This window comes from Actinoplanes derwentensis (genome assembly GCF_900104725.1).
Lineage (GTDB): Bacteria > Actinomycetota > Actinomycetes > Mycobacteriales > Micromonosporaceae > Actinoplanes > Actinoplanes derwentensis.
This window is the reverse complement of sequence record NZ_LT629758.1, coordinates 5,208,682-5,232,679: the sequence shown is the minus strand read 5'-3', so window position 1 is coordinate 5,232,679 and position 23,998 is coordinate 5,208,682. Positions and strand designations below refer to the sequence as shown.

Annotated in this window: 14 protein-coding genes; 11 read left to right on the top strand and 3 right to left on the bottom strand. The window is 69.4% G+C overall.

All coding sequences use genetic code 11. From position 1 onward, the window contains the following. Positions 1-44 precede the first annotated feature (44 nt). On the top strand, positions 45-1,091 hold the full coding sequence (locus BLU81_RS23125; protein ID WP_092546584.1) for a DUF3068 domain-containing protein: 1,047 nt from the start codon (positions 45-47) through the stop codon (positions 1,089-1,091). 142 nt (positions 1,092-1,233) lie between these two features. Further along, the gene (locus BLU81_RS23120) at positions 1,234-5,289 is read left to right on the top strand and encodes a bifunctional nitrate reductase/sulfite reductase flavoprotein subunit alpha (protein ID WP_092546583.1); all 4,056 of its coding nucleotides are present in this window, start codon (positions 1,234-1,236) and stop codon (positions 5,287-5,289) included. Between the two features lie 45 nt (positions 5,290-5,334). Here BLU81_RS23120 and BLU81_RS51615 read toward each other — a convergent pair whose 3' ends face one another. Together BLU81_RS51615 and BLU81_RS23115 are read right to left on the bottom strand one after the other, a co-directional pair. Then, a complete protein-coding gene (locus BLU81_RS51615; protein WP_269461087.1) occupies positions 5,335-5,457 on the bottom strand; it encodes a hypothetical protein in 123 nt (40 codons plus the stop codon). 220 nt (positions 5,458-5,677) lie between these two features. Continuing rightward, the gene (locus BLU81_RS23115; RefSeq protein ID WP_157751751.1) at positions 5,678-9,712 is read right to left on the bottom strand and encodes an SCO7613 C-terminal domain-containing membrane protein; all 4,035 of its coding nucleotides are present in this window, start codon (positions 9,710-9,712) and stop codon (positions 5,678-5,680) included. 255 nt (positions 9,713-9,967) lie between these two features. Here BLU81_RS23115 and BLU81_RS23105 point away from each other — a divergent pair, with 255 nt between their 5' ends. The 4 genes from BLU81_RS23105 to BLU81_RS23090 all read left to right on the top strand — a co-directional run bounded on the left by BLU81_RS23105 (position 9,968) and on the right by BLU81_RS23090 (position 14,639). Further along, entirely contained in the window at positions 9,968-11,566 is a 1,599-nt protein-coding gene (locus tag BLU81_RS23105; RefSeq protein WP_231954718.1) for an amidohydrolase, read from the top strand. Positions 11,567-11,680: 114 nt separating this feature from the next. Then, complete coding sequence (locus tag BLU81_RS23100) at positions 11,681-12,382, top strand: hypothetical protein (RefSeq protein WP_092546579.1); 702 nt, start codon at positions 11,681-11,683, stop codon at positions 12,380-12,382. 244 nt (positions 12,383-12,626) lie between these two features. Then, positions 12,627-13,523 (top strand): discoidin domain-containing protein, encoded by an 897-nt coding sequence (locus BLU81_RS23095; RefSeq protein WP_092546578.1) that lies wholly within the window; start codon positions 12,627-12,629, stop codon positions 13,521-13,523. Positions 13,524-13,805: 282 nt separating this feature from the next. Beyond that, the gene (locus BLU81_RS23090) at positions 13,806-14,639 is read left to right on the top strand and encodes a hypothetical protein (protein WP_231954717.1); all 834 of its coding nucleotides are present in this window, start codon (positions 13,806-13,808) and stop codon (positions 14,637-14,639) included. Positions 14,640-14,699: 60 nt separating this feature from the next. Here the strand turns inward: BLU81_RS23090 and BLU81_RS23085 are convergent, their stop codons facing one another. Continuing rightward, entirely contained in the window at positions 14,700-16,724 is a 2,025-nt protein-coding gene (locus tag BLU81_RS23085) for an alkaline phosphatase family protein (RefSeq protein WP_172890607.1), read from the bottom strand. Between the two features lie 131 nt (positions 16,725-16,855). Here BLU81_RS23085 and BLU81_RS23080 point away from each other — a divergent pair, with 131 nt between their 5' ends. The 5 genes from BLU81_RS23080 (at position 16,856) to BLU81_RS51610 (ending at position 23,908) form a co-directional block, all read left to right on the top strand. After that, the gene (locus tag BLU81_RS23080; protein ID WP_092546575.1) at positions 16,856-17,701 is read left to right on the top strand and encodes a glycerophosphodiester phosphodiesterase; all 846 of its coding nucleotides are present in this window, start codon (positions 16,856-16,858) and stop codon (positions 17,699-17,701) included. Between the two features lie 10 nt (positions 17,702-17,711). Continuing rightward, on the top strand, positions 17,712-18,347 hold the full coding sequence (locus tag BLU81_RS23075) for a GntR family transcriptional regulator (RefSeq protein WP_092546574.1): 636 nt from the start codon (positions 17,712-17,714) through the stop codon (positions 18,345-18,347). A gap of 14 nt (positions 18,348-18,361) precedes the next feature. Continuing rightward, a complete protein-coding gene (locus BLU81_RS23070; RefSeq protein WP_092546573.1) occupies positions 18,362-19,369 on the top strand; it encodes a 1-aminocyclopropane-1-carboxylate deaminase in 1,008 nt (335 codons plus the stop codon). 481 nt (positions 19,370-19,850) lie between these two features. Next, a complete protein-coding gene (locus BLU81_RS23065; protein ID WP_231954808.1) occupies positions 19,851-20,228 on the top strand; it encodes a response regulator in 378 nt (125 codons plus the stop codon). 113 nt (positions 20,229-20,341) lie between these two features. Then, positions 20,342-23,908, top strand: coding sequence for a response regulator (locus BLU81_RS51610; RefSeq protein ID WP_172890606.1), 3,567 nt, complete (start codon positions 20,342-20,344; stop codon positions 23,906-23,908). Positions 23,909-23,998: the final 90 nt, after the last annotated feature.

Genomic DNA, 23,998 nt, shown 5'->3' with positions numbered 1-23,998 from the left:
ACATCACTCCTTGCCACTTTTCGTTTCCACCTCGTGGAGGACATATGAAGTCCCGCGTCATCGGCACCGTGCTGTTCGGCCTCGGCGTCTTGGCGTTGGTGTTCGCCGGCGGCCTGGCCTTCGTGGTCGCACCGACGGCAAAGCAGCTTCCGTACGACATGGCCATGACCCAGTCGGTCGCCGAGGCGCCGAACGCACGATTCATGCAGATCAAGGACGGCAAGGCCACGGTCGAGAGCGGCGACCTGCGCTCCACGATCACCGTCCAGGTCGACCCCGACAAGACCGCCAAACTCGACGGTGACCTCGACGGCAACGCCCTGGTGTGGGTGGGTGGACAGCAGGTTCAGCGCACCGACAACGCCGAGCTGGTTCAGGCGTACAGCACCTCGCTCGCGGTGGACCGCAAGACCGGCGCGGCGCAGACCTGGGCCGACCAGTGGCTGGACACCGGCGGCCAGCGTGAGGCCGTCACCTACGAGGGTCAGGTCTACAAGTTCCCGTTCGGCACCACGAAGGACGGCGAGTACAAGATCTTCGACCGGGACACCCTCAAGGCCAGCCCGGCGCAGTTCGTGAAGGCCGTGGAGATCCAGGGCCTGGAGACCTACGAGTTCACCCAGACCATCCAGAACGAGACCCAGCAGCTCCCGGCCGACCGGGTCGCCCTGCTGCTCGGCCAGCTCATCCCGGGTGCCACCACGGGCCGGGTCAACTACAGCAACACCCGGACGGTGTGGGTCGAGCCGGCCACCGGCCAGTACATCCGGGTTCAGGAGCAGCAGAAGAAGCAGCTCGTCTCGGACGACGGCCGGCAGGTCGACATCCTGGACGCCACCTTCGTCTACACCGACGACACCGTGACCAAGTCGGTCGAGTCGGCCAGGTCTAACCGTCAGCTCCTCAACACGGCCAGTCTCTGGGGACCGATCGGCCTGGGCGTCCTCGGCCTGGTCCTCGCGGTCGCCGGTGGCATCCTGCTGACCCGCGGCGGTGCCCGCACGGCGCCCGGCACCCTCCCGGCCCAGTGGACCGGAGGCGGCCGGCACGCTGCCAAGGACGCCAAGAACGACGAGACCGCCGAGGTCTGATCTGCCACAAGGACGCCCCGGCCGGTCGGCCGGGGCGTCCTTGCATGTCACAACGCCGACGGTCCCGAGGTGAGACCGGGGTAATCAGTCGGCGCACTTCACAGTGACCGGGTGGAAACCGCCGGTTCCTAGGCTCGGGCCCGTGGATGCCGATGTCAGTCAGGTGCGAACCGTTTGCGGTTACTGTGGCGTCGGCTGTGGCATGGTGCTCGACGTGGGGCGCCGGGACGGCCGGCTGAAGGTGCTCAAGGTGGCCGGGGACCGGGAGCATCCGGCCAACTCCGGGCGGCTCTGCACCAAGGGCGCGACCAGCGCGGATCTGCTCGCCGCGCCCGGACGCCTGGACAGTGCGCTGATCCGGGCGGACCGTGGCGTCGCGGCGGAGAGAGCCGGGATGGACGCGGCGATCAGCGAGACCGCCCGGCGGCTGCGCGCGATCATCGACGAGCACGGGCCGGACGCGTTCGCGATGTACGTGTCCGGGCAGATGACCCTGGAAGCCCAGTACCTGGCGAACAAGCTGGTCAAAGGCTTCATCGGGACGAACAACATCGAATCCAACTCGCGGCTCTGCATGGCCAGCGCGGGCACCGGATACAAACTGTCGCTCGGCGCCGACGGGCCGCCCGGCTCCTACGACGATCTGGACCATGCCGACACGTACCTGGTCATCGGGTCGAACATGGCCGACTGCCATCCGATCCTCTTCCTGCGGATGATGGAACGCGTCAAGGCCGGCGCCCGGCTGATCGTGGTCGACCCGCGGCGCACCGCCACCGCCGACAAGGCCGACCTCTTCCTGCAGATCCGGCCCGGCGCCGACCTCGCGCTGCTCAACGGCCTGCTGCACCTGATCGAACCGGACCTGGACTTCATCGCCGCCCACACCGACGGTTGGGAGCAGATGCCGGAGTTCCTCGCCGACTATCCGCCGGAACGGGTCGCCGAGCTGACCGGCCTGTCCGAGAACGACATCCGGACGGCCGCCGCGTGGATCGGCGCGTCGAAGAACTGGGTCAGCCTCTGGACCATGGGCCTGAACCAGAGCACCCACGGCACCTGGAACACCAACGCGCTGATCAACCTGCATCTGGCGACCGGCGCGATCTGCCGCACCGGGAGCGGGCCGTTCTCACTCACCGGCCAGCCGAACGCGATGGGCGGCCGGGAGATGGGTTACATGGGCCCCGGGCTGCCCGGACAGCGATCGGTGCTGGTGCCGGCCGACCGCGTCTTCACCGAGAACGCCTGGGGACTGCCCGCCGGAACCCTGCGCACCGACGTCGGCAAGGGCACCGTCGACATGTTCGAGCAGATGGCCGCCGGGCGGATCAAAGCCTGCTGGATCATCTGCACCAACCCGGTCGCGTCGGTCGGCAACCGGCGCACCGTCATCGCCGGGCTGGAGGCCGCCGACCTGGTCGTCACCCAGGACGTCTTCGCCGAGACCGAGACCAACGCCTACGCCGACATCGTGCTGCCGGCGGCGATGTGGTCCGAGGCCGACGGCATCATGATCAACTCGGAGCGGAACCTCACCCTCGTCCACCCGGTCGTCCCCGCGCCCGGCGAGGCCCTGCCCGACTGGTTGATCATCGCCCGCGTCGCGACCGAAATGGGTTACGGCGCGTCGTTCACCTACGGTTCCGCGGCCGAGATCCTCGACGAGATCAAAACCTTCACCAACCCGCAGACTGGGTACGATCTCAGCGGCGTCACGTACGAACGGCTCAACCGCGGCCCGGTCCAGTGGCCCGCCGCTCTCGACGGCCCGTCGCGCAACCCGATCCGCTACCGCACCGCCGACGGTGGCCTGCGGTTCGCCACCGCCTCCGGCCGGGCCGTCTTCCACGCCCGCCCGCACACCGACCCGGCCGAACTGCCCGACGACGACTATCCGTTCGTGTTCAACACCGGCCGTCTCCAGCACCAGTGGCACACCATGACCAAGACCGGGAAGATCGCCAAACTCAACCGCCTCAACCCGGCTCCCTTCCTGGAGATCAATCCCGCCGACGCCGCCGCGGCCGGCATCACCCCCGGCGACCAGGTCGAGATCGCCTCCCGCCGCGGCCGGGCCGTCCTGCCCGCGGTCGTCAGCGACCGGGTGATGCCCGGAAACTGCTTCGCGCCGATCCACTGGAACGACCTCTTCGGCGAGTACGTCAGCGTCAACGCCGTCACCAGCGACGCCGTCGACCCACTCTCGTTCCAGCCGGAACTCAAGGTGTGTGCGGTCGCCCTGACCCGAGTCACCCCCACGGTTCCTACCCCCGCCCTTGACGCCACCGGAACCGCGGGCATGCTGGATCTCGTGCGTGCCGGTCTGGCGGGGCCGGGTTCTGCCGGGGCGGGACCGTTGCACGAGTGGCTCGGCCTCGACCCCGCCCCACCCGTGCTCGACGAAGGTCAGCGGCGATATCTGGCCGGGTTGCTGGCGGGCGTGGCCACCAGGCCGGGGCCGCTGGTGCTGCCGGAGACGGCACCGTTCGATCAGACGACGGCCATGTGGGTGAACGGGCTGCTCGCGGGGCTTTTGTCCCCCGTACCAGCGCCGGGTCGGGAAATCTCTGAGGCCGCCGACCCGGAAGCCGGGCGCCTGCAGGTGTTGTGGGCTTCGCAGACCGGGAACGCCGAGGAATTCGCGCAGACCGTGGCCGGGAAGCTCGCCCAGACCGGGCGGCCGGTGAACGTGCTCGGCATGGACGGGCCGGCCGCCGACCTGCTGGACCCCGGCGCTGACCTGCTCGTGGTGACCAGCACCTTCGGTGACGGGGACGCGCCCGACAACGGGACCGGCTTCTGGGACTCGCTGGCCGGTGACGCGGCGCCCCGGCTGGACGGGCGGCGGTTCGCGGTGCTGGCGTTCGGCGACTCCAACTATGACGACTTCTGCGGGCACGGCCGTCGCCTGGACGAGCGCCTGGCCGAACTGGGCGCGGTCCGCCTGACCGCGCGCGCCGACTGCGAACCGGACTTCACCGAAACCGCCGACGGCTGGCTCTCCGCAGTCCTGGCCGCCCTGACCCCCGGGGTTCCACCCGCCCAGATCACGCCCGCCCCTGCTTCTTCCGTGGCCGGGGCCGGTAAAGAGTCGCCGCTGGCTGCGGTGCTGGTGGGGAATCGGCTGCTCAGCCGGGACGGGTCGGGGAAAGAGGTGCGGCGGTTCACGTTCGACACCGGCGGGCTGCTCGGCTATCAGGCCGGGGACGCGCTCGGGGTGTGGCCGGTCAACTGCCCGGACCTGGTGTCGGAATGGCTGGACGTCACCGGACTGAGCGCGGAAACGCTTGTCGACCTGGACAAGGTCGGTGCGGTGCCGCTCGCCGACGCGCTCAGCCGTCACCTGGACATCACCCGGATCACGCCGGGGCTGTTGCGGTTCGTGGCCGACCGGGGCGGGTCCGGGCGGCTCAAGACGCTGCTGCGCGCCGACAACAAGGGCGAACTGGCTAAGTGGACCTGGGGCCGGCAGGCCGTCGACGTGCTCGCCGAACATCCGGTCGATGCCACCGCCGCCGACTGGGCCGGTGTGCTGAAACGGTTGCAGCCCCGGCAGTACTCGATCTGCTCCAGCCCACTGACCGATCCGAACCTGGTCAGCCTGACCGTGTCGGTGATCCGTTTCGACAATCTGGTCGGCCGTTCGCGCAAGGGTGTCTGCTCCACGCATCTGGCCGACGCCCGGCCGGGTACCGAGGTACCGGTGTATGTGCAGCGTGCCCCGTATTTCCGCCCGCCTGCCGACCCCAACACCCCGATGATCATGATCGGTCCGGGAACCGGGGTGGCCCCGTTCCTCGGTTTCCTTCAGGAGCGCCAGGCCATCGGAGCCCCCGGCGGCAACTGGCTGTTCTTCGGCGAACAGCGCAGTGCCACCGACGACTACTACGCCACCGAGCTGGCCGCCCTGCGCGCCGACGGGATCCTGAGCCGCTTGGACGTGGCGTTCTCCCGGGACCAGCGGGCCAAGATCTACGTGCAGGACCGGATGCGCGAGAAGGGCGCCCAGCTGTGGGCGTGGCTACAGGCGGGCGCCCACTTCTACGTCTGCGGTGACGCCACCCGGATGGCCCGGGACGTGGACCGGGCCCTGCACGAGATCGCCGTCAATCACGGCCGCCTGTCCGAGGACGAGGCCCGCGTCTACGTCAAACAGCTGACCGCCGACAAGCGCTACGCCCGGGACGTCTACTGACCCACGCCAGACGTCCGGTCGCTCGGACCTGGGACGTCTCCAGCGTCAGCCGACGATGATGACCGTCTTGCCGGCCAATCTGCCGTCGCTTGCGTCCTGGTGGACGGCCGGCAGTTCGGCCAGCGGCCGCCGGTCGGCGATGTGCGGCACGAGGGTGCCGTTGTCCACGCGGGCGCCGCCCTCGCCCGCGTCGCCGCGCTGGTCCGCGAGCAGCTCGACGAGCGGTGAGGGCGGCGGCCGGCGGCTCCGCTTCAGGACACCGCCGGCGCTTCAGGACACCGGTTCTTCAGGACACCGGTTCTTCAGGACACCGGTTCTTCAGGACACCGGTTCTTCAGGACACCGGTTCTTCAGGACACCGGTTCTTCGGGGCGCCGCCGGCCGGTGATCACTCCATCCGGCTGATCACGCCCCGCAACCGGGCCAGGTCGCGGCGGCGCTGTTCGATCGTGGTCGCGATCCCCACCAGGAGCAGGCCGCCGACCGCCAGCGGAACCCACCGCGGCACCAGATCCCAGACCTGGATCAGCTCGTGCAACGCCACCAGGATCAGCACTGCGCCGCCGGTCACCACCGGCGCCTGCAGACGGGCCCGCGCACCCAGCAGCAGCACCGCCAGCGCGCCGACACCGAGCAGCAGCCGGCGCAGATACTGCGGATCGCTGGCGTCACTACCGGCGATCACCGCCAGTGACGGCAGGAACGTCGCCGCCAGTGCCGAACCGTAGGCGGTCCACGACGGCAGTTCCGGGCGTCCCCGCCGGGCCAGCCAGCCGGCACCCAGCGCCAGCAGGGCCGTCGGAAGCGTGTACGCCTCGGTGGTCTCCACGTTCCGTGACCACAACAGCAGCCACCAGCTGATCAGCGTCACCGACGACGCTGCCAGCCCGTAACGGGCCCGGATCGTCCGGCTCTCACCCGGCCGGAACGCGCGCACCACCAGCACCAGCGCCCACAACCGGCAGACCTGCGCCGCCCAGCTCGCCGAATCGGTGGCCAGAACCGCGAACAGAGCCGCCACGTGCGCCACCGCGAACGGGGCCGTCGCCTCGACCGGCCGTCGCCCTCGCAGCACCCATTCCAGCGCCACGACCAGCGCCCCCGCCACCAGAACGGCCAGCGGAGCAGCCGACCCGAGATCAAGAACATCCCCGATGGTGTACGCCACGACGACCACCGAGATCGACCCGGCCGTCCAGCCCGCGATCCGCACCACCGTACTGGAACCGGCCACTCCCACCACCGCCGAAGCGGCTGTGAGCAGGGCGAACGCCGCGATCGTGGCCCCATGGCCGGCCAGCGAACCGGCCACTCCGGCCGCCGCGAGAACACCACACAGGACAGCCGTGAGATCGTTGGAGATCCGCCGTTCCGGAGACAGCGCCACCACCGTCAACCCGAACAGCCCACAGACGAGCGCACCGAGCGGCATCGTCGGCCACGGGGTTCCGGCGGCCGCCAGGATCAGCGGCACCAACAGAGCGGCAACCGGAGCAACCACACGCGCCACCAGCCCGGCAGCAGAGACATTCAACGGCCCACTAGCCAGTACGCCGGTCGCAAGCCACCGCCCCGACCAGTCACCAACACCTGTCCCCAGGTCCGCGCTCGTCCCCGTACTTGCGTCCCCGGCTGTCTCCACGCTCGGCCCGCTTGTCCGTACGCTTGCGTCCGCGCTCGGGCCGGTGGTCGCGCTCAGGCTCACGCTGGTGCCCCGGCGAGTGCTTCGGAAACTGAGGAAACGGGCCGCGGCAGCCGCTGTCCCGGCCATCGCGATCGCGATGACACTCGACCACGCGACCGGTGACTGGAGGGGAGCGACATCGGACCAGAACTCGATCGTGGCGGCCCACGGCTGGAAGACGACGACGGCGATGTCCGGGAAGGTCAGAACCAGGAGCGCCAAGCCCGGGATCGCTGCTGCACCCAGGACGACGTTCCTGTTGACGGCCGGGATCGGCAGGAGTGCCGCGGTCAGCAGTAGGGCCGCGGCGGCGTAGAGGGCGACCGGGTCCGAACCCGGCGCCGCCCACAGGGGAGTGGCGGTGACGATCACCAGGGCTACGCCGAGGGCGTGCGGGCCGTACTGCGGAAGGCTCCGGGCGACCACGTGAGCGACCAGGCACAGGACGACCGTGACCAGCAGTGACGCCCGCACCTGCGTGGTCACGGTGGCGTCGGCGGCCAGCAGGCCCAGCCACACCGCCGGTCCCAGGGCGGTCAGTCCCACCACCAGCGAACCCGCGCCCACATCACGCCGGCGCGCACCGGAACGCACCACCACAGCCGTACCGGCCCCGAGCAGAAGAATCGCCCCGAAGACTCCGGCCGCTGTTCCCGGACGACCGAACCCGATCAGAACGGCGTAGTAGAGGAAGCCAGCACTCAGCACCACCCGGTAGATCGACTCCGCCACCGTGCGCGACCCGGCCGCCCGCACCAGAGCAACCGCGCCCACCAGCATTCCGGCGACCGCACCCGTCCACCAGAGCAGCCCGAACGCGGCCGGAACCAGCAGAGCAGCCCCGGCGAACACACTGAGTGCCAGGTCGGCGTGGACGCGCCGGGAGATCAGGAGCGCGTACGCCCCCGCAGTGATCACCAACGCGACAAGTGAATCCACTCCCGGCCCGCCACCGACCACCGAGCCCAGCGGCACTTCCAGCACCGGCAGGGCCGCCTCCATCCCTCGAGTGATCGCGTCAACGAGGGCAAGCAGCACACCGAACCCCGGCACCGCCCCGGCCACGAGCGCACCGATCCACGGCCCGTTCCCGCCGACCCGCCGAGCCGCCCCCAGAAGCGGGAAGCCCACCCGCCCACCAACTCCCGAGGGGCCATCGCCGACTTCGAGTGGATCGCCTTCTGTCGCAGGTGTAGCGGCCGCATCGGCCAGGGATAGGCGAGGACGCAACAGGGCGGCGACGGCGGCGACCACGAGGGTGATCAGCGCGAGCCGGGTGAGCGTCCATGCGGAGTTCTGGAGGTCGAAGCGGAGTTCCAGCACCCAGCGGAAGCCGGCGACCGCCGTGGTCACCAGGAGAAGTCCGGAAGTGATCTGCTGGGCCGCGGTGAGCCGGGACAGGACCGCCCAGGCGAGCAGGGCGATCGGAACCAGGACCAGAATGCCACCGGCGGAGGCCGCTTCGCCGGGGCCGACGGCGCTGAACAGGTCGACGAGGGCGATCAGTCCGGCGAGACCCGCCGTGACGGCACCGAAAGCGTAGGCGAGCCCTCGCAACACGCTTTCCACCGTGACTGGTGCAGCCGCCGCGATCGGAAAGCCCGTGACGAACGGCTGTCCCGCACCGACCGACTGTCCCGGAGCGAATCCTGACTGGCCCGGAGTGGACGGCCAGCCCGTGACGGGCCGCTGGTCTGCCGGTTCCTGATCAGCGGCCGGGTTGCCGGAGATCGTGGCGGGAGCGGTGCCGGAGGCGGAGAGCGGTGTGACGGGGGATGGGGTTCGGGAGGGGAGTAGCTGGAGGACGGTGATGTTCAGCAGCAAGGTGCCCAGGAAGGCTAGGGACCAGCCGGTCAGTTCGGCGTCGGCGGCGGCTGCCAGCAGGGGGAACACCGGCTGGGCCAGCAGTAGGGCGGCGATTCGGGGGCCGCGCAGGCTGGTCAGCTTCGCGTAGCCGACGGAGATCGCTGCGGTTGCGGCCAGCACTCCGGCGATGTAGGCGGGCGGGTCGATGTCGCGGACCCAGGCCAAGTTGACGGCCCAGGCCGCGAAACCGTCGAGCAGGATCATCAGCAGGCCGACGATCGCGAGGGTTTCGGCGGCGGCTCGCAGGCCGCGCCGGGCGGCGAACGGGGGGACCGCCAGGATCGCGCCGGTGGCGGCGGCCAGCAGCAGTGCGCGGCCCGTCACTCCGACCTGGGCCCAGGCCACGGCCGTGAACACCGAGGCCGCCACCAGCAGCAGCAGGCCGCCGAGGGTGAACAGAACGTTCTGCACGGTGATGGTGCTGAGGCGAGGCTCGGGGGAGTACTCGGAAGCCTGCGTATAGAACGGCGCGGGACCAGGAACCGGCGCCGGACCAGGACTCTGGACGGGACCAGGACCGGGCACGGGACCAGGAGCCGAAACGGGACCGGGAACCGGGACTGGGCCAGGGACCGGAATCGGGCTGGGGGCCGAGAGCGGGCCGGGAGCTGGGGCCGGGGACGGCGGGGTGGCTCGGCGGGCTACGACCCGGGCCGCCAGGTCGATGCGCCGGTTGCTGGCGTCGTGGATGCGGATGCCCAGGTCGACGACTCGGGCCCGGGCCTCGGTGAGCTGCTGGCCGAGTCGGGTGATCTCGCTGTCGAGGTGGATCACCTCGGCGGCTTCGGGGTCGGGGCCGGCCCCGCACGCCGGGCAGCCGTCCGGGAGGGCGGCGGGTGCTCCGCAGCGTGGGCAGGGGTACGAGGTCGTCACGGCGTTCCCGAGGTAGCAGGGGTCAGATGGAGAGCGAGGGCCGGATGGCGGCAAGGCAACGAGGACAGCGGGATGGCGAAGGGTCAGGAGGACCAGCTTCGCGCATCGACGCAAGCCGGTGGCGGGCGATATCGGCTGGTGAGAGTGACGGTGGCTGGAGTTCGGACATGGGGTGTGAACCGGGACGCCGGTTCGGCGGTACTAACTGGCGAGGGTCACGGCACGTGGAGCGTGCCGCACGGAGGGGAGCGCCACGTGAGCACCGCCGATCTGATTCTGCTTGCTGACCGGATCCACACCCTGGCCGGTGACGGTTCGCCGACCGCCGTCGCCGTCGGAGGTGGGGTGATCACGGCGGTCGGGGACCGCTGCGACGTGCGTGACTGGTGTGGCCCGGACACCGAGGTCGTCGATCTGGGGGCGGCCACCGTCACTCCTGGGCTGGTGGACGGTCACTTTCATCCGGTCATGGGTATCGGGTTGACGCGCGGGGTGGATCTGTCGTCCGTACGTACCATCAATGATCTTGAATCGACCTTGGCTGCCGCGAACGTCGCGCCGGGCGGCTGGCTGGAGGGATGGGGGCTGGATCCGAACGTCTTCGCGGGCGCGCCGATCACCCACGCTCCGCTGGTGGCGGCGGTCGGGCCGGACGTCCCGGTGTTCCTGTTGTTCTTCGACGCGCATTCGGCAGTGGTCAGCCCGCGTGCGCTGGAACTCGCCGGGGTGACCGGGCCGCGCGGGTTCGCGTCCGGCGCGAGTGTGGTCTGTGACGCGGACCGGCGGCCGACCGGGCACCTGCTGGAGATCGAGGCGCTGGACCTGGTCCGGGCGCTGCTGCCGGACGACGAGCCGGCCGACCGGCGGGCCCGGCTGACCGATCTGCTGCACCGGATGGCGGCGTGCGGCTTGACCGCGGCGAACGCGATGGACTTCGAGGCGGACTCGCTGGAACTGTTCCGGGCTCTGGAGGACGCCGGTGAGCTGCCGGTCCGGTGGCGGTGCGCACCGTTCGTGATGCCCGGCGGCGGGCGGGACGCCCTCGACGACGTGCTCGCCCGGCAACGCCTCGCGGGTCGTCGCTGGGAGGTGCAAGGGGCAAAATTCATGATCGACGGTACGGTCGACGGAGGCACCGCCTGGCTGGACGAACCGGACACGCACGGCGAGTCCACGGCGTGTCTATGGCCCGATCCCGCGGAGTACACCGAGGCCGCCCGGTACCTGGCCGACCGTGGTGTCCCGATCGTCACGCACGCCATCGGTGACGCCGGGGTCCGGTTCGTGCTCGACACCTACGCCGCCCTGCCCCGGACCGCGGTGCCGCACCGGCTGGAGCATCTGGAGACGATGCCGACCGCGCTGATCGAACGGCTCGCCGAACTCGACGTGACCGCCAGCATGCAGCCCACCCACTGCACCGGCTGGACCCGCGCCGACCACAGCGACAACTGGTCCACCCGGCTCGGCAAACGTCGTGCCGACCGGGCGTTCCGGGCTCGTGACCTGCGTGATCGTGGTGCCCGGCTGGCGCTGGGCTCGGACTGGCCGGTCGCCGGTTTCGACCCGCGTGGGATCATCGCGGCGGCCCGGCTGCGCCGCCCGGCGGGGCAGCCGGACGTCGAACCGGTTCTGCCGGAGCAGGCTCTGACGGCCCGGATGGCGCTGGAGGGGTACACGTCGGAGGCGGCGGCCGCGGCGGGGCTGGGTGGGGTGACCGGCCGGTTGATCCCCGGCTACCGCGCCGACCTGACGGTCTTCGGCCTCGACCCGCTGGCCGCGACCCCGGACGAGTTCGCTGACTCCCCGGTGCTGCTCACCGTCGTCGACGGGCGGATCGTCCACCGATCCTGACCCCGCCCGCCGACAATCGTTGTCAGCCATTCGCCGGATGGGGGGAAAATTGCTGACTAGGGTGAAGGAATGGGGGTATTAAAGCACAAAACAATCACGCTTCCGGCGGTATTCATGCTTTCCGCCGGACTCGGGCTGACGTCTGTGGTGGGCCTGCCCACCTCGGCGAGCGCGGCCCCGCCACCACCGCAACCGACCGCTGAACAGCCGGCGGACCAGGGTGGGGACAAAGGCGCCAAGGAGTCGAAGAAACTCAAGAAGGCGTTGCTCACCGAGAAAGACGTGCCGAAGGGTTTCGTCCCGCAGGACATGCCGCACATCGATCAGATGTTCTCCGGGATGGTCGGCGGATATCGGACGAATGTGGATCCGTGTGCACCACCGCCGAAAGCGCCGGTCGGGAAACCCGATGACGTCCGCAGTGCCACCGCTCTCTTCCTGCACGAGAAGAAGAGTGTCGTGGTGGTCGAGATGCTGGCCGCGACAGGGCCGAAGGTGGCTCTCGACATGGTCACCGACACCGAGACGGTGCTGGACGAGTGCCCGGTGACCAAGACGCCGGGTGCCGTGCTGGAGATGGAGTCGCTGGACTGGAACCCGATGCTGGGCGACGAGTCGATCACCGTGGGGATGAAGTTCGACGTGAAACAGCCCGACGTCGAGATGACGATGCGCGGGAAGATGGCCTTCGTGGCGTACCGCGACCTGTCTTTGACCGTGGGTTTGATCGGGGTCAAGGAGCCGTCGGACCGGGACTTCAAGAACGTCGTGCGGGCCGCGGTCCGCAAGGTTGTGCTCAACACGCCGGTGCCGTGAGGTGAAGTGAGCCGGGGGCGGGTGTGCGGCTGGTTCACCGCGCCCGTCCCTGTCCACCGGAGCCGGAAAAGCCCGACACGCTAGATGTGACCGCATTCACATTCGACGGCACCAATGCCTGCTTCCGGCCCTGCCGACGATGCCCGCACGGCCCTACCGAAACCATGTGGTGTCCTTGGTGCGCCAAGATATCGCGCGGCGATCACCGGGTCGCGTAGGTCACATCGAACGTGGGGGCTCCGGGATGGACGGGCGCGACAACGAACAGCCGGAGCAGCAGCGCAAACCGTCCCGTGCGGACAGCCTGCGGCTCACCCGGATGCCACAGATCCCGCGCGTGGGCCCGAACGCCACAGGTGCGTATCCGGCTCTGACCGCCCGGCCACCCGAGCCCGCCCCCGAACCGGCGGCGACCCCGGAACGGCGGCGGCCCACGAGTCGCCGCTGGGCCCTGATCGCCGTCGGGCTCGCGGTGGCGATCGCCGTGCCGGCCGGGCTGATCCTGGCCGATCGGCGCGAACCGGGCGCGGCCACCGACGTGGTCGCCGCCAGCTCGCCGTACACCCTCGGCGAACCGGTCTACAGCGCGCCGGAGTCCGTGCCGGTCCCGACCGATTCCGCCCCGTCGGGAGCCCCGAGCCTGTCCGCCAGTGCCGGTCCGGTGCCGTCGGCTTCGGTCCCCCCGGTCGAGGCCGCGGCCACGGTGCCGTCCACGACCGCTCCGGCCCCCCGGCCCACCGGCAAGGCGAACCCGTCGGGCGTCAACCTGGCGTTGCGGGCCGCGGTGTCCGCCTCGGACTCGGAGGGTTCGCACTGGCTCCCGCAGTACGCCTGCGACGGTGACCCGGTGTCGCGATGGTCGAGTGGTTTCACCGACGCGCAGTGGCTCAAAGTGGACCTGCGCGAGCGTTGGCAGCTCAGTCAGATCGTGCTGAGCTGGGAGAACGCTTACGCCATCGCGTACCGGGTGGAGACCTCCGCCGATGGCAAGTCGTGGCAGCGCGTCTACTCCACCACCGCCGGCACCGGCGGCAAGGTGACGGTCTCGCTGGTGGACAATATCGCCCGTTATGTCCGGATGGCCGGGGTCAAGCGCAGCAACCAGTACGGCTACTCCCTCTACGAAGTCGAGATCCGCTGACCTCACCGTAGCGCGAAAACGATCAGCCGGCCCGAGTCACTCTGGGTGACGAGTGGTGGGTGACCCGACGGTCCACTCAGGTTTGCGTTCACCGAGTCGCTGAAAAGTGGGACGCCGAGAAAAATTTCCGGCACCCCGAAAAATCTGCTCTGAACAGGACTTTCATGCCCTGGTAAGGGGTGGTGCATCGAGGATTCGACAAAAGCCGTTGAACCTGACGGCCCTCGGCGCCCGTATCGCACCCCGACCGACGACATCGAAGTCCCACGACGAGGAGTGATTATGAGGCCGCGCTCGTACCGACGGAACCCGGACAATCGGCGGAAGACGATCGGCGCGGCGGTGGTCGCGGGCGTTCTCGTGGTCAGCGGCATCGCCGGTGTGCAGCTCGCCAATGCCAGCACCGACGCGAAGCCCGGTGCCCAGGGTTCCGTCGCCGATCTGGTGAACGTCGACGGGCAGCAGTTCGACATCTCGAACTGTGCCCAGCTCGAGATCAACGCCGGCGCCGTGATCTGTGACGGCGAGCAGCTGGCCCCGGTCGAGGCGCAGGACGCCGGAGACGTCGCGGCGGCCGCCGCGGTCACGCTGGAAGCGGCCTGCGACACGTTCGCGGCCGACATCGCCGCCGCGGGTGCCGAGAACGGCGCCGAGGAGGCCGGAGCAGCCGAAGAAGCCGGAGCCGCTGAGGAGGCCGGAGCCGCCGAGGAGGCCGGAGCCGCTGAGGAGGCCGCCGAGGACCCGGCTGCCGCCCGCGCCCACAACCGCGCCCTGGCCCGGAAGTACGTCAAGATCCTGAAGGCCGCCAAGAAGGAGAAGGCCGAGAAGGCCGAGAAGGAGAAGGGCAACGGCGCTGCCGAGGAGGGTGCCGCCGCTGAAGAGGGCGCCGCTGCCGAGGAAGGCGCAGCCGCCGACGACCTCGCCGCGGTGACCGCCGCCCAGCAGGTGTTCCTGCAGTCCTGCCTGGCCCTGGCCGACGCGAAGGCCGCGGCCGCCGCCGGTGACGCCGGTGCCGAGGACGCGGGGGCCGAGGAAGCCGGTGCTGCCGAGGAAGCCGGTGCCGCTGAGGACGCCGAGGCCGGTGCGGACGAGAAGGCCACCAAGCGCGGTAACTGACCCGCGGTAGGAATCGCCGGGGCGGTGGATCGGGATCCCGATCCACCGCCCCGCTGCGGTTCAGCGCAGCCCGGCCGCGCGCAGCCAGCGCACGAGCTGCTGATGGACACGGTCGGCGCCGTACAGCACACCGTCGTCGAACAGATCGTCGTCCACCGGCCAGTCGCGCGGATGGACCAGGACCGCGTCGTTCTGCCCGCCGCCGAGCCCGCCGTGGCAGCCCACCAGCTCCTCGAAGGCGTGCACCTCGTCGGTGCTCGGGTCGAGTGTGGAGTGCACCCAGAGGTCGGCGGCGTTGTCAAAACCGGCGACGCGCAGCAGGTCCCCGGCGGCCCGCGGCCCGAACGGCGCCAGCGGATCCTCGCCCTGCACGGTTCCGTCGCGCAGCACGTGCACCCCGCGCGGCCCGATCGCCAGGGGGCCGCGGGAGCTTTCGGCGACGAGGAATCCGATGCCGGGCTCGCCGAGCAGTCCGGGGATCAGCATCGGGTACCGCTCCCGCAGATCCTCCAGAGTGACCGGGGCGGGTAGGCGCGGGAACCAGATCAGCCCCAGATTGCCCGACCCGACCACGACGAGATCGCCGTTCGGTGCGGTGTCGGGCGGCCCGACGAGCATGCCGGCCGGTGCGCCGGAGGACCGCCGCCGGGCGAAGAACCCCAGTGGTCCCTGGGTGCCGAGCAGGTCGGCGAGCAGGGCGTTGACCGGGCCCCACCCTTCCACGTCACCGGTGGCGGTGATGGTCGCGGTCCGCGGCCCGTCCAGGTGCGACCGGACCACTTCTTCGAGGGTACGTCCGGTGAGCTGGCGAAACGTCGGCCCCTGACTCTGCCCGTGGTCGGAGAGCACCACGAAGCGGTAGCCGCGTGGGGCGGCCGCCGCGATCTGTTCGAGGGTGCCGAGCACTCGGTCGACACCGGCGAGCGCGTCCAGTGACTCGGGCCGGGCGACGCCGGCGTGGTGGGCGATCTCGTCGTAGTCCACGAAGTCGACGAAGATCACCGGAGCCCCGCGCATCATGTGCTCGGCGACCAGTGCCACGTTCAGGTCCCGCAGCAGCACGTTGGTGAGCCCGCGCAGCAGCGGGTAGTACCCGCGCCGGTGGATCCGCGGTTCGATGCCCCGCATTCGCTGCTGCCGCCCCTGGTACAGCTCCTTGACGATCTCACCGACGGTCAGCACCAGTGACCGGACCAGGATGAACGGCCGGGCGAAGAACCGCAGGTAGTCACTGCCCGGCCCGAGGCCGCCGCGCCGGCCGGCCCGGCTCATCACCATCAGCGCGGTGGCGGCGTCGCCACTGAACATGTTGGAGATGCTCACTCCACCGCCGCTGAGCAGGCCGTGCCCGTCGGAGACCCGCTTCTCGATCGATTCGGCGTCGGCCGGCCGGTTGGCGACGACGAGCCGGCCGAGCGCCCGGTCGTACCAGCGGAACGCCGGGATGCCGTCGTTGTTGCCGTGCAGCAGGGCGGCCTGGCTGGCCGGGGTGGTCGACGGGACCCGGGCCCACCAGGAGGTCGCGTCGTGGCTGCCGGACCGGACCCAGCGCGACAGGGTGGGCAGCACCCCGCTGGTGATGCCGTGCCGCAGCAGCGGATGGGACAGCCCGTCGATCTGCACCACGACCAGTCCGGGGACGGCCTTCGGCGGGGCGGCACCCTGTCGGCGGGCCCGGCGGCGGGCCTGCCGGAGCAGGTCGGCGACCAGGTAGGAGCTGTCGTTCACCCCGAGCACCCACTGCACCACCACCGAGACCACGCCGACCACGGTGAACGCGCCGAGCACGGTGTCCCAGCCGTCGAGGCGGACCTGCGGGATCGAGAGCAGGGTGAGACCGACGATCAACACCTGCGTGAGTACGCCGAGGACCAGCGCCGCCACCGCCCCGTACCACCGGGCCAGTAACCGCAGCACCGGCCGGGTCAGGCCGTCTCCGGCCGCGGCCGCGACCGCCACTGCCGGGCCCACCCACCAGTTGCCCAGGTCGAGCCCGATGAGCAGCCACGACGCCACGGTCAGGGCGAGCGCGGTGGGCACCAGACCGAGCACCGCGTCGCGGATGTCCTGACCGGTGACGCTCACCCTAGGGACGTTAGGCCCACCAGCGGAGCCTCCGGCGGAGGTTGACCGGGTTGCCGCCCGGTCACGGCACCCCAATCCCATCGACATGTGTCGTTACCGGCCGGTTCATCGACCTTACCTAGCGTGACGGTATGCGTAGAACCTCAGTGTTCGCCCTGTCCGCGGTCCTGGTCCTCGCCGGTCTCGTCACCCCGTCCGCCGCCCTGGCGAAACCCGCCGTCCCCCTGCGCGCGCCGGGTGCTCCGGTCGTCGTGGTCGCGCACCGCGGCGCCTCCGCGAGCGCGCCGGAGAACACCCTGCCCGCCACCCGGCTGGCGCTGGAAGCCGGCTCCGACTGGATCGAGACGGACACCCAGCCGAGCCGGGACGGGGTGCCGTTCGTCCTGCACGACCGCACGGTCACCCGGACCACGAACGGCACCGGCGCGATCCGCAAGCTGACCTCGGCCCGTCTGACCAGGCTCGACGCCGGTTCGTGGTTCGCCCGCAAGTACGCCGGGACCCGGCTGCCGACCCTGGCCCAGCAGCTCGCCTACGTGCGGCGGCACAACGGCAGAGTGCTCGTGGAGATCAAAGGAGCACACACCAAGACCCAGATCCTTGCGGTCGTACGGGTGATCAGGGCGCAGCGGATGACCGGGCGGGTCCTGGTGCAGAGTTTCGACGAGGTGTCGCTGCGCCGGGTCCGCCAGGCCGCCCCGGAACTGCCGATCGCCCTGCTCCGAACCACGATCGACCGGGATCCGGTGGCCGTCTCCCGGAGGCTGGGGCTGGCCGCGTACAACCCGAAGGGGAGTGCTCTGCTGACCCGGCCGGCAGTGGTGGCCCGGCTGCACGCGGCCGGGGTCGCGGTGTTCGCCTGGACCGAGGACTCGCCGGCTCGCTGGAAGCGGCTGGACACCATCCGAGTGGACGGCATCATCACCAACCGGCCGGCTGACCTGGTGCACTGGCGTAACCGGCAGGTTGGCATCTAAGATTTCAGTTGTGGAGAGCATCGGACGGCATCTGCTGAGGGACACCGCCTACGGCCGCCTGCGCGGCGCGATCGTGGACGGCACCCTCGCGCCCGGTGCGGCGCTGCGGCCCGACGAGCTGGCCGAGCGGCTGGGCATCTCCCGGGCCCCGATCCGGGACGCCATCGCCCGCCTGACCAGCGAGGGTCTCGTCGAGACGAAACCGCAGAGCTACACCCGGGTCACCGAGGTCGTCGCCAAGGACGTGGAGGACGCGGCGGCCGTGCTCGGGGCGATGCACGATCTCGCCGTCCGGCACGGGGGTGCGAGTCTGACTCCCGGTCACCTGGACGCGATGCGGTCGGCCAACGCCCGGTTCGCCGCGGCCGTCATGGCCGGTGACGTCGAGGCCGCGCTGGCCGCCGACGACGAGGTGCACGCGATCCCGCTGCTGGCCTATGGCAACGCCGCGGCCTCCGGCACGGTCGAGAGATACACGCCGCTGGTCCGGCGGGCCGAGCGCCTGCTGTTCACCTCGGCCGACGCCGGCCGCTCGGTGCGGCTCCACGACGACCTGATCGCGGCTCTGGCCGCCGGTGACGCGGCAAACGCGGTCACCGTCAACGCCGAGATCTGGGGACATCTGCATCACAGCATCACCCTCTGAGTTAGGTGGTTTCCATGGGCATCTCCGATTTTCCGCGTCACCCGCTGCTGTTCGGGCCGTCGCCGGTGCACCGCCTCGACCGTCTGACCCGGCATCTGGGTGGCGCCGAGATCTGGGCCAAGCGGGAGGACGTCAACTCCGGCATCGCCTACGGCGGTAACAAGACCCGCAAGCTGGAGTATCTGGTGGCCGACGCGCTCGCCCAGGGCGCCGACACGCTCGTCTCGATCGGTGGTGTGCAGTCCAACCACACCCGGCAGGTGGCCGCGGTCGCCGCCGCCACCGGGCTCAAGTGTGTGCTCGTGCAGGAGAGCTGGGTCGACTGGCCGGACAGCGTCTACGACAAGGTCGGCAACATCCTGATCAGCCGGCTGGCCGGAGCTGACGTGCGGCTGGTCAAGGCCGGGTTCGGCATCGGCTTCAAGGAGAGCTGGGACGCGGCTATCGCCGAGGTCAAGGACGGCGGTGGTACGCCGTACGCCATCCCCGCCGGTGCCAGCGACCACCGTCTAGGCGGGCTGGGTTTCGCGAACTGGTCCTACGAGGTGATCGAGCAGGAGAAGCAGCTCGGCGTCTTCTTCGACACGGTGATCGTCTGCTCGGTCACCGGCAGCACCCAGGCCGGCATGATCGCCGGGTTCGCCGCAGCCGGAGGCCCGGGCCGCAAGGTGATCGGCATCGACGGCTCCGCCAAACCGGCCGAGACCCACACGCAGGTCGCCCGGATCGCCCGTGCCACCGCCGCTCTGATCGGGGCGCGTGAGCTGACCGACGACGAGATCATCCTGGACGACCGCTACCACGCCGGGATCTACGGCATCCCCGACGAGACCACGCTCGACGCGATGAAGCTGGCCGCGCGGACCGAGGGCATGGTCACCGACCCGGTGTACGAGGGCAAGTCGATGGCCGGCCTGATCGACCTGGTCGAGCGCGGCGAGATCGGCAAGGACTCCAAGGTCCTTTACGCCCACCTCGGCGGGCAGCCCGCCCTGAACGCCTATGCGGGGCTGTTCTCCTGAGTGGGTCATGAGTTTGCGTATGGAGATTCGGCGGGCTGGAACGGCCTTTCGGTGGTCACGGGTATGTGGTGTTCCTCGACGTCGGGATCCAGGGCAGTTCACCCACACTGCCCTGGCCGAGTCAGCCGAATGGCCCGTGACCAGCGGTTCTAGCTTATACTCAAATCCGAAACACCCCTAAAACGTACGGATTGCCCTCTCAAGTTGGCTCGATGGGGGTCGCCGCGGCACACGTCGTCGGCGGGCTGAAGGCGGGCCGATTTTCCGGTTCGGCGGGTCGGGCTTCCGTCCCGGGGTACTGATCGTGCACGGCATGCCTTCAGCGCAGGAGATCCCCTGCCGTTTGTCCCCATGGCCCGAGGAGGGGAAGGACCTGGCCCGGTTCACGGCCGAGTTGGACCCTACATTCGGGAATAAGGTTTATTTATTGTTTAGGGATCTCATGGGAAGCTCGACAGGCTCTTCTGGGCCCTTGGTTCTGGTGGTCGACGATGACGTCGATGTGCGGGACACGATGGTGCATACGCTGGGGCAGCGTGGCTTCGATGTCATCGTGGCATCGGGCAAGGTCGAGGCGATGGCACTGTTTCAGCAATATCAGGACCGCATCAGCGTGCTTGTCGCCGATATCTCCCTTCCCGGCGAGAAGCCAGGCGATCTGGCTCGAGCGGTCGCAGCCTCGTACCCCCGTATCAAGATCGTGTATGTGACCGGTATTCCTCGGCACATCGCACTAGCCGCGGGCATTGTCGGCTCTGAAGTGCCGTATCTGGCTAAGCCCGTCAGCCCGGATGTGCTGGCCGGGCTGTTACAGGGTCTTCTCCCGAGGTTTGCGGCACCGCCAAGAGGCGACTGGTGAGGCCAGCGCTGTCGGGGCACCCAGGATCGACATCTGCACGCATCCATCACCTCATGTGACTCAATTCTCCACGGCGTTGGTCGAACGTGGAGGGTGTGGGGATTCTGAAGGGCTTGCCCAGCTGGTCTCGCGTCAGTCTGCTTGTGGTGGTGTTCGCATGCGGCTACCTGCTGTTGCAGGAGGTGGGCCTGTGGCTGGCATTCGGCCCGGCCGGATTGGCGGCGTTCTGGCCGGCCGCTGGTCTGGGTGTCGCGGCGTTCGCGTATTGCCGACGCGCCCGGTGGCTGTTGCTGGGGGTGGTGTTGCTGCTGGTCAACGTGTCGGGCAACGTTATGGGCGGCAACAGTCTCTTGGTGAGTGCCTGTCTCGCATTGGTCAACACGGGCGAGGCGGTGCTAGGTGGGTTACTGCTGGCCCGTTCCGGGGGCTCGGGTGAGTCGATGCCGGCCCGGTGGGTGCTGCGGGCGTTGCTGCCGGTGGCCGCGTTCGCTGCGGCTGCCGCCGGGCTGGCGGGGGCGACCGTGGTCACCGCGCTCGGAAACTCCGAGGCCGGCTTCGGCCTGACCTGGTGGGCCTGGTTCTCCGCTGACCTGCTCGGGATAGTGGTGATGGTCCCGGCCGCGCGGGCGGTGTTCGCTGGCCGGCCAAGCTGGACGTCGTCCGCCTCGCGCGTCCTGGAGTTGTGTGTGTTGCTGGCCTTGCAGGCGTGCGTAGTGCGGTTCGTGTTCACGCCCGTAGTCGACGGTCTAAAGGCCTGGCAGTGGCCTTATCTGCTGCTTCCCGGGCTGTTCTGGTCAGCGGTGCGGTTCGGCCCGCAGGTCACCGCGATGATGTCGGCCTTGCTGACCACGTCGGTGATACTCGGGACAGCGAACGGCGGTGGCCCGTTCGCCCAGGCCCGAACCGTCGAGGATCAGATGCTGTCCGCGCAGGGTTTCTGCGCGGTCATCTTCATGTCCGCGTTGATGATGTCCAAGGTCATCGCCTCTCACGAAGCCCTCGAAGTCCGGCTGGGGGAGCAGTCAGCGGTGCTGGAACTCGCGGTCGAGGGCATCGCCTACATCGACCCCACCGGCTGCTATCTGCGGATCAACCACGCCTACGCCGCCACCCTCGGCACCACTGCCGAATACATGCTGGGCCGCAGCTGGGAACCGACCGTGCACCCCGAGGACCTGTCCAGCTTGCGTACCGCCTACGCGTACATGCTGGAGCACGGCTCGGTCACCGCCGAAGCCCGCGGGATCCGGACCGACGGCACGGTCTTCCACAAGGAGATCACCATGATCGCCGATCGGGCCGCCGACGGCGCCCTGCTCGGACACCACTGCTTCATGCGTGACATCACCGCCCGCAAGGCGGCGACCGAACACGTGGACCAGCTGTTCCGGCTCTCCCCGGAACTGCTGTGCGTGATCGATGCCGAGGGGCGGTTCGCCCGGCTCAACCCGGCCTGGTCGCAAACGTTGGGATACCCGGTCGCCGACATGATCGGCCGCCCGTTCATTGGCTTCGTGCATCCCGACGACGTCGAGGCCACCGCCGCCGAAGCAGCCGAAATCGCCGGAGGTACGGAGTCGATCGCGTTCGAGAACCGCTACCGGCACTCCGACGGCTCCCATCGGTGGCTGCGATGGAACTCAGCCGTCGACACCGCCACCGGCACCCTGTACGCGGTCGCCCATGACGTCACCGGCAGCAAGAACACCGAGCAGAATCTCGCCGACGCCCGGGACCAGGCGATGGAAGCCTCCCGGATGAAATCACAGTTCCTGGCCATGATGAGCCACGAGATCCGCACTCCGATGAACGGCGTGATCGGCCTGACCGACCTGCTCGCCGACACCCACCTCGACGCCGTTCAGCAGAAATACGTCGACGGGGTCCGCGGCGCCGGTAACGCCCTGCTCGCCGTCATCAACGACATCCTCGACTTCTCCAAGATCGAAGCCGGGAAGTTCGTCCTGGACGACGCAGACTTCCGGCTACCCGCCGTCATCGCCGACGTGGCAATCCTCACCGGACAGTCCGCGAAGACACGCGGTCTCACCCTGGTCACCGATCTGCACCCCGAACTGCCCGCAGTGGTCCGCGGCGACCCTGGCAGGGTCCGGCAGATCCTGCTCAACCTCATCGGCAATGCAGTCAAATTCACCCACGAAGGTACCGTCACCATCCGCGCCTACCCCCACGACCTCGGCACCAAGGCAGCCGTGCGCGTTGAGGTCGCCGACACCGGCATCGGCATGAATCCGGCAGCCGTGACCCGAATGTTCCAGCCGTTCACTCAGGCCGATGCGTCGACCACCCGCACCTACGGCGGCACCGGCCTCGGCCTGGCCATCAGCCGCCAACTCGCCGAAGCCATGGGCGGCGACATCACCGTCACCAGCGCCGAGAACGCCGGCACCACCTTCACCGTCACCCTGCCCCTGCCCGCCGTGAACAGCGCCGACATCACCGAGGCCGCCGACCCCAGCCGACTGCGGGTTCTCATCGTCGACGACAACGCCACCAACCAGCTCACCCTCGCCGACCAGGTCCGCAGCTGGGGCATGCGCGCCGACATCGCCGACAGCGCCGACCAGGCCGAGCAACTCCTGCTCCGTTCGGTAGCCCACGAGCGCCACTACGACATCGCCATCGTCGACATGCACATACCTGGCATGAGCGGCCTGCAACTGGCCACCGGCATCACCGCGAACCCGGCCATCCCCACCGTGCCCATCATCCTGATGACCTCCGGCGAAGCGATCAACAGCTTCGAAGCCCGCCGAGCCGGTATCGGCGCCCACCTGACCAAACCCGTCTCCCGCTCCGACCTCTACGACGCTCTCACCACCGCCATCCGACCCGCACCCGACACCGAGCCCGCCGTGACCCGCGGACATCTGCTGCTCGTCGAGGACAACGAGACCAACCAGATGGTCGCCACCGGCATCCTCACCAAACTCGGTTACACCATCGACATCGCCAACGACGGCCTCGAAGCACTCGAACTGGCCGCCAAGAGCACCTACCAGGCCATCCTCATGGACTGCCAGATGCCGAACATGGACGGGTACACCGCCGCCAGAAAGATTCGCGAAAGCCCTAAAGTCGCCCGCATCCCGATCATCGCCCTGACCGCCAACGCCTTCAAAGACGAACGCGACCGATGCCTCACCGCCGGCATGGACGACTACCTGCCCAAACCCATCCGCGCCCACGACCTCGACGCCACCCTCACCCGTTGGACAGCCACCGCCCCCGTCACGCACCCCACTCCCCAGCAAACGACCAGCCGCCACGACACCCTCATGGCCGAACGCCTCGAAGAACTGATCGGTGACCACACCCCCACCGACATCGCGTTCATCCAAAAGATCATCGGAAGCTTCATCACCAGAGCGCCAGCCATGATCACCGCTATCGGCGTAGCCCTCACCGACAACGACCCGCCCGCCGTCGCCTACCACGCCCACGCTCTCAAGAGCTCCGCCACGAACCTCGGCGCCCACGCCATCGCCGAAACCTGCGCCGTCATCGAAGACCTCGCCCGCACCGGTGACATCAACGGTCCCAGACGCCATCACGCCCGACTCGCCGCACTCCTCGATCGGACTACCAACGAACTCACCGACACCCTCAACACCCTCAACACCCTCACCGAACACCACACACCCGCCAAACCGCACTGAGCGGTTCATGAGTTTGCGGTTGTTCTGGACACCCGGTTCATCCGGGCCGCGAACCACGTGCCCGCCGTTGCTACCGGCAAGGACGCCGGC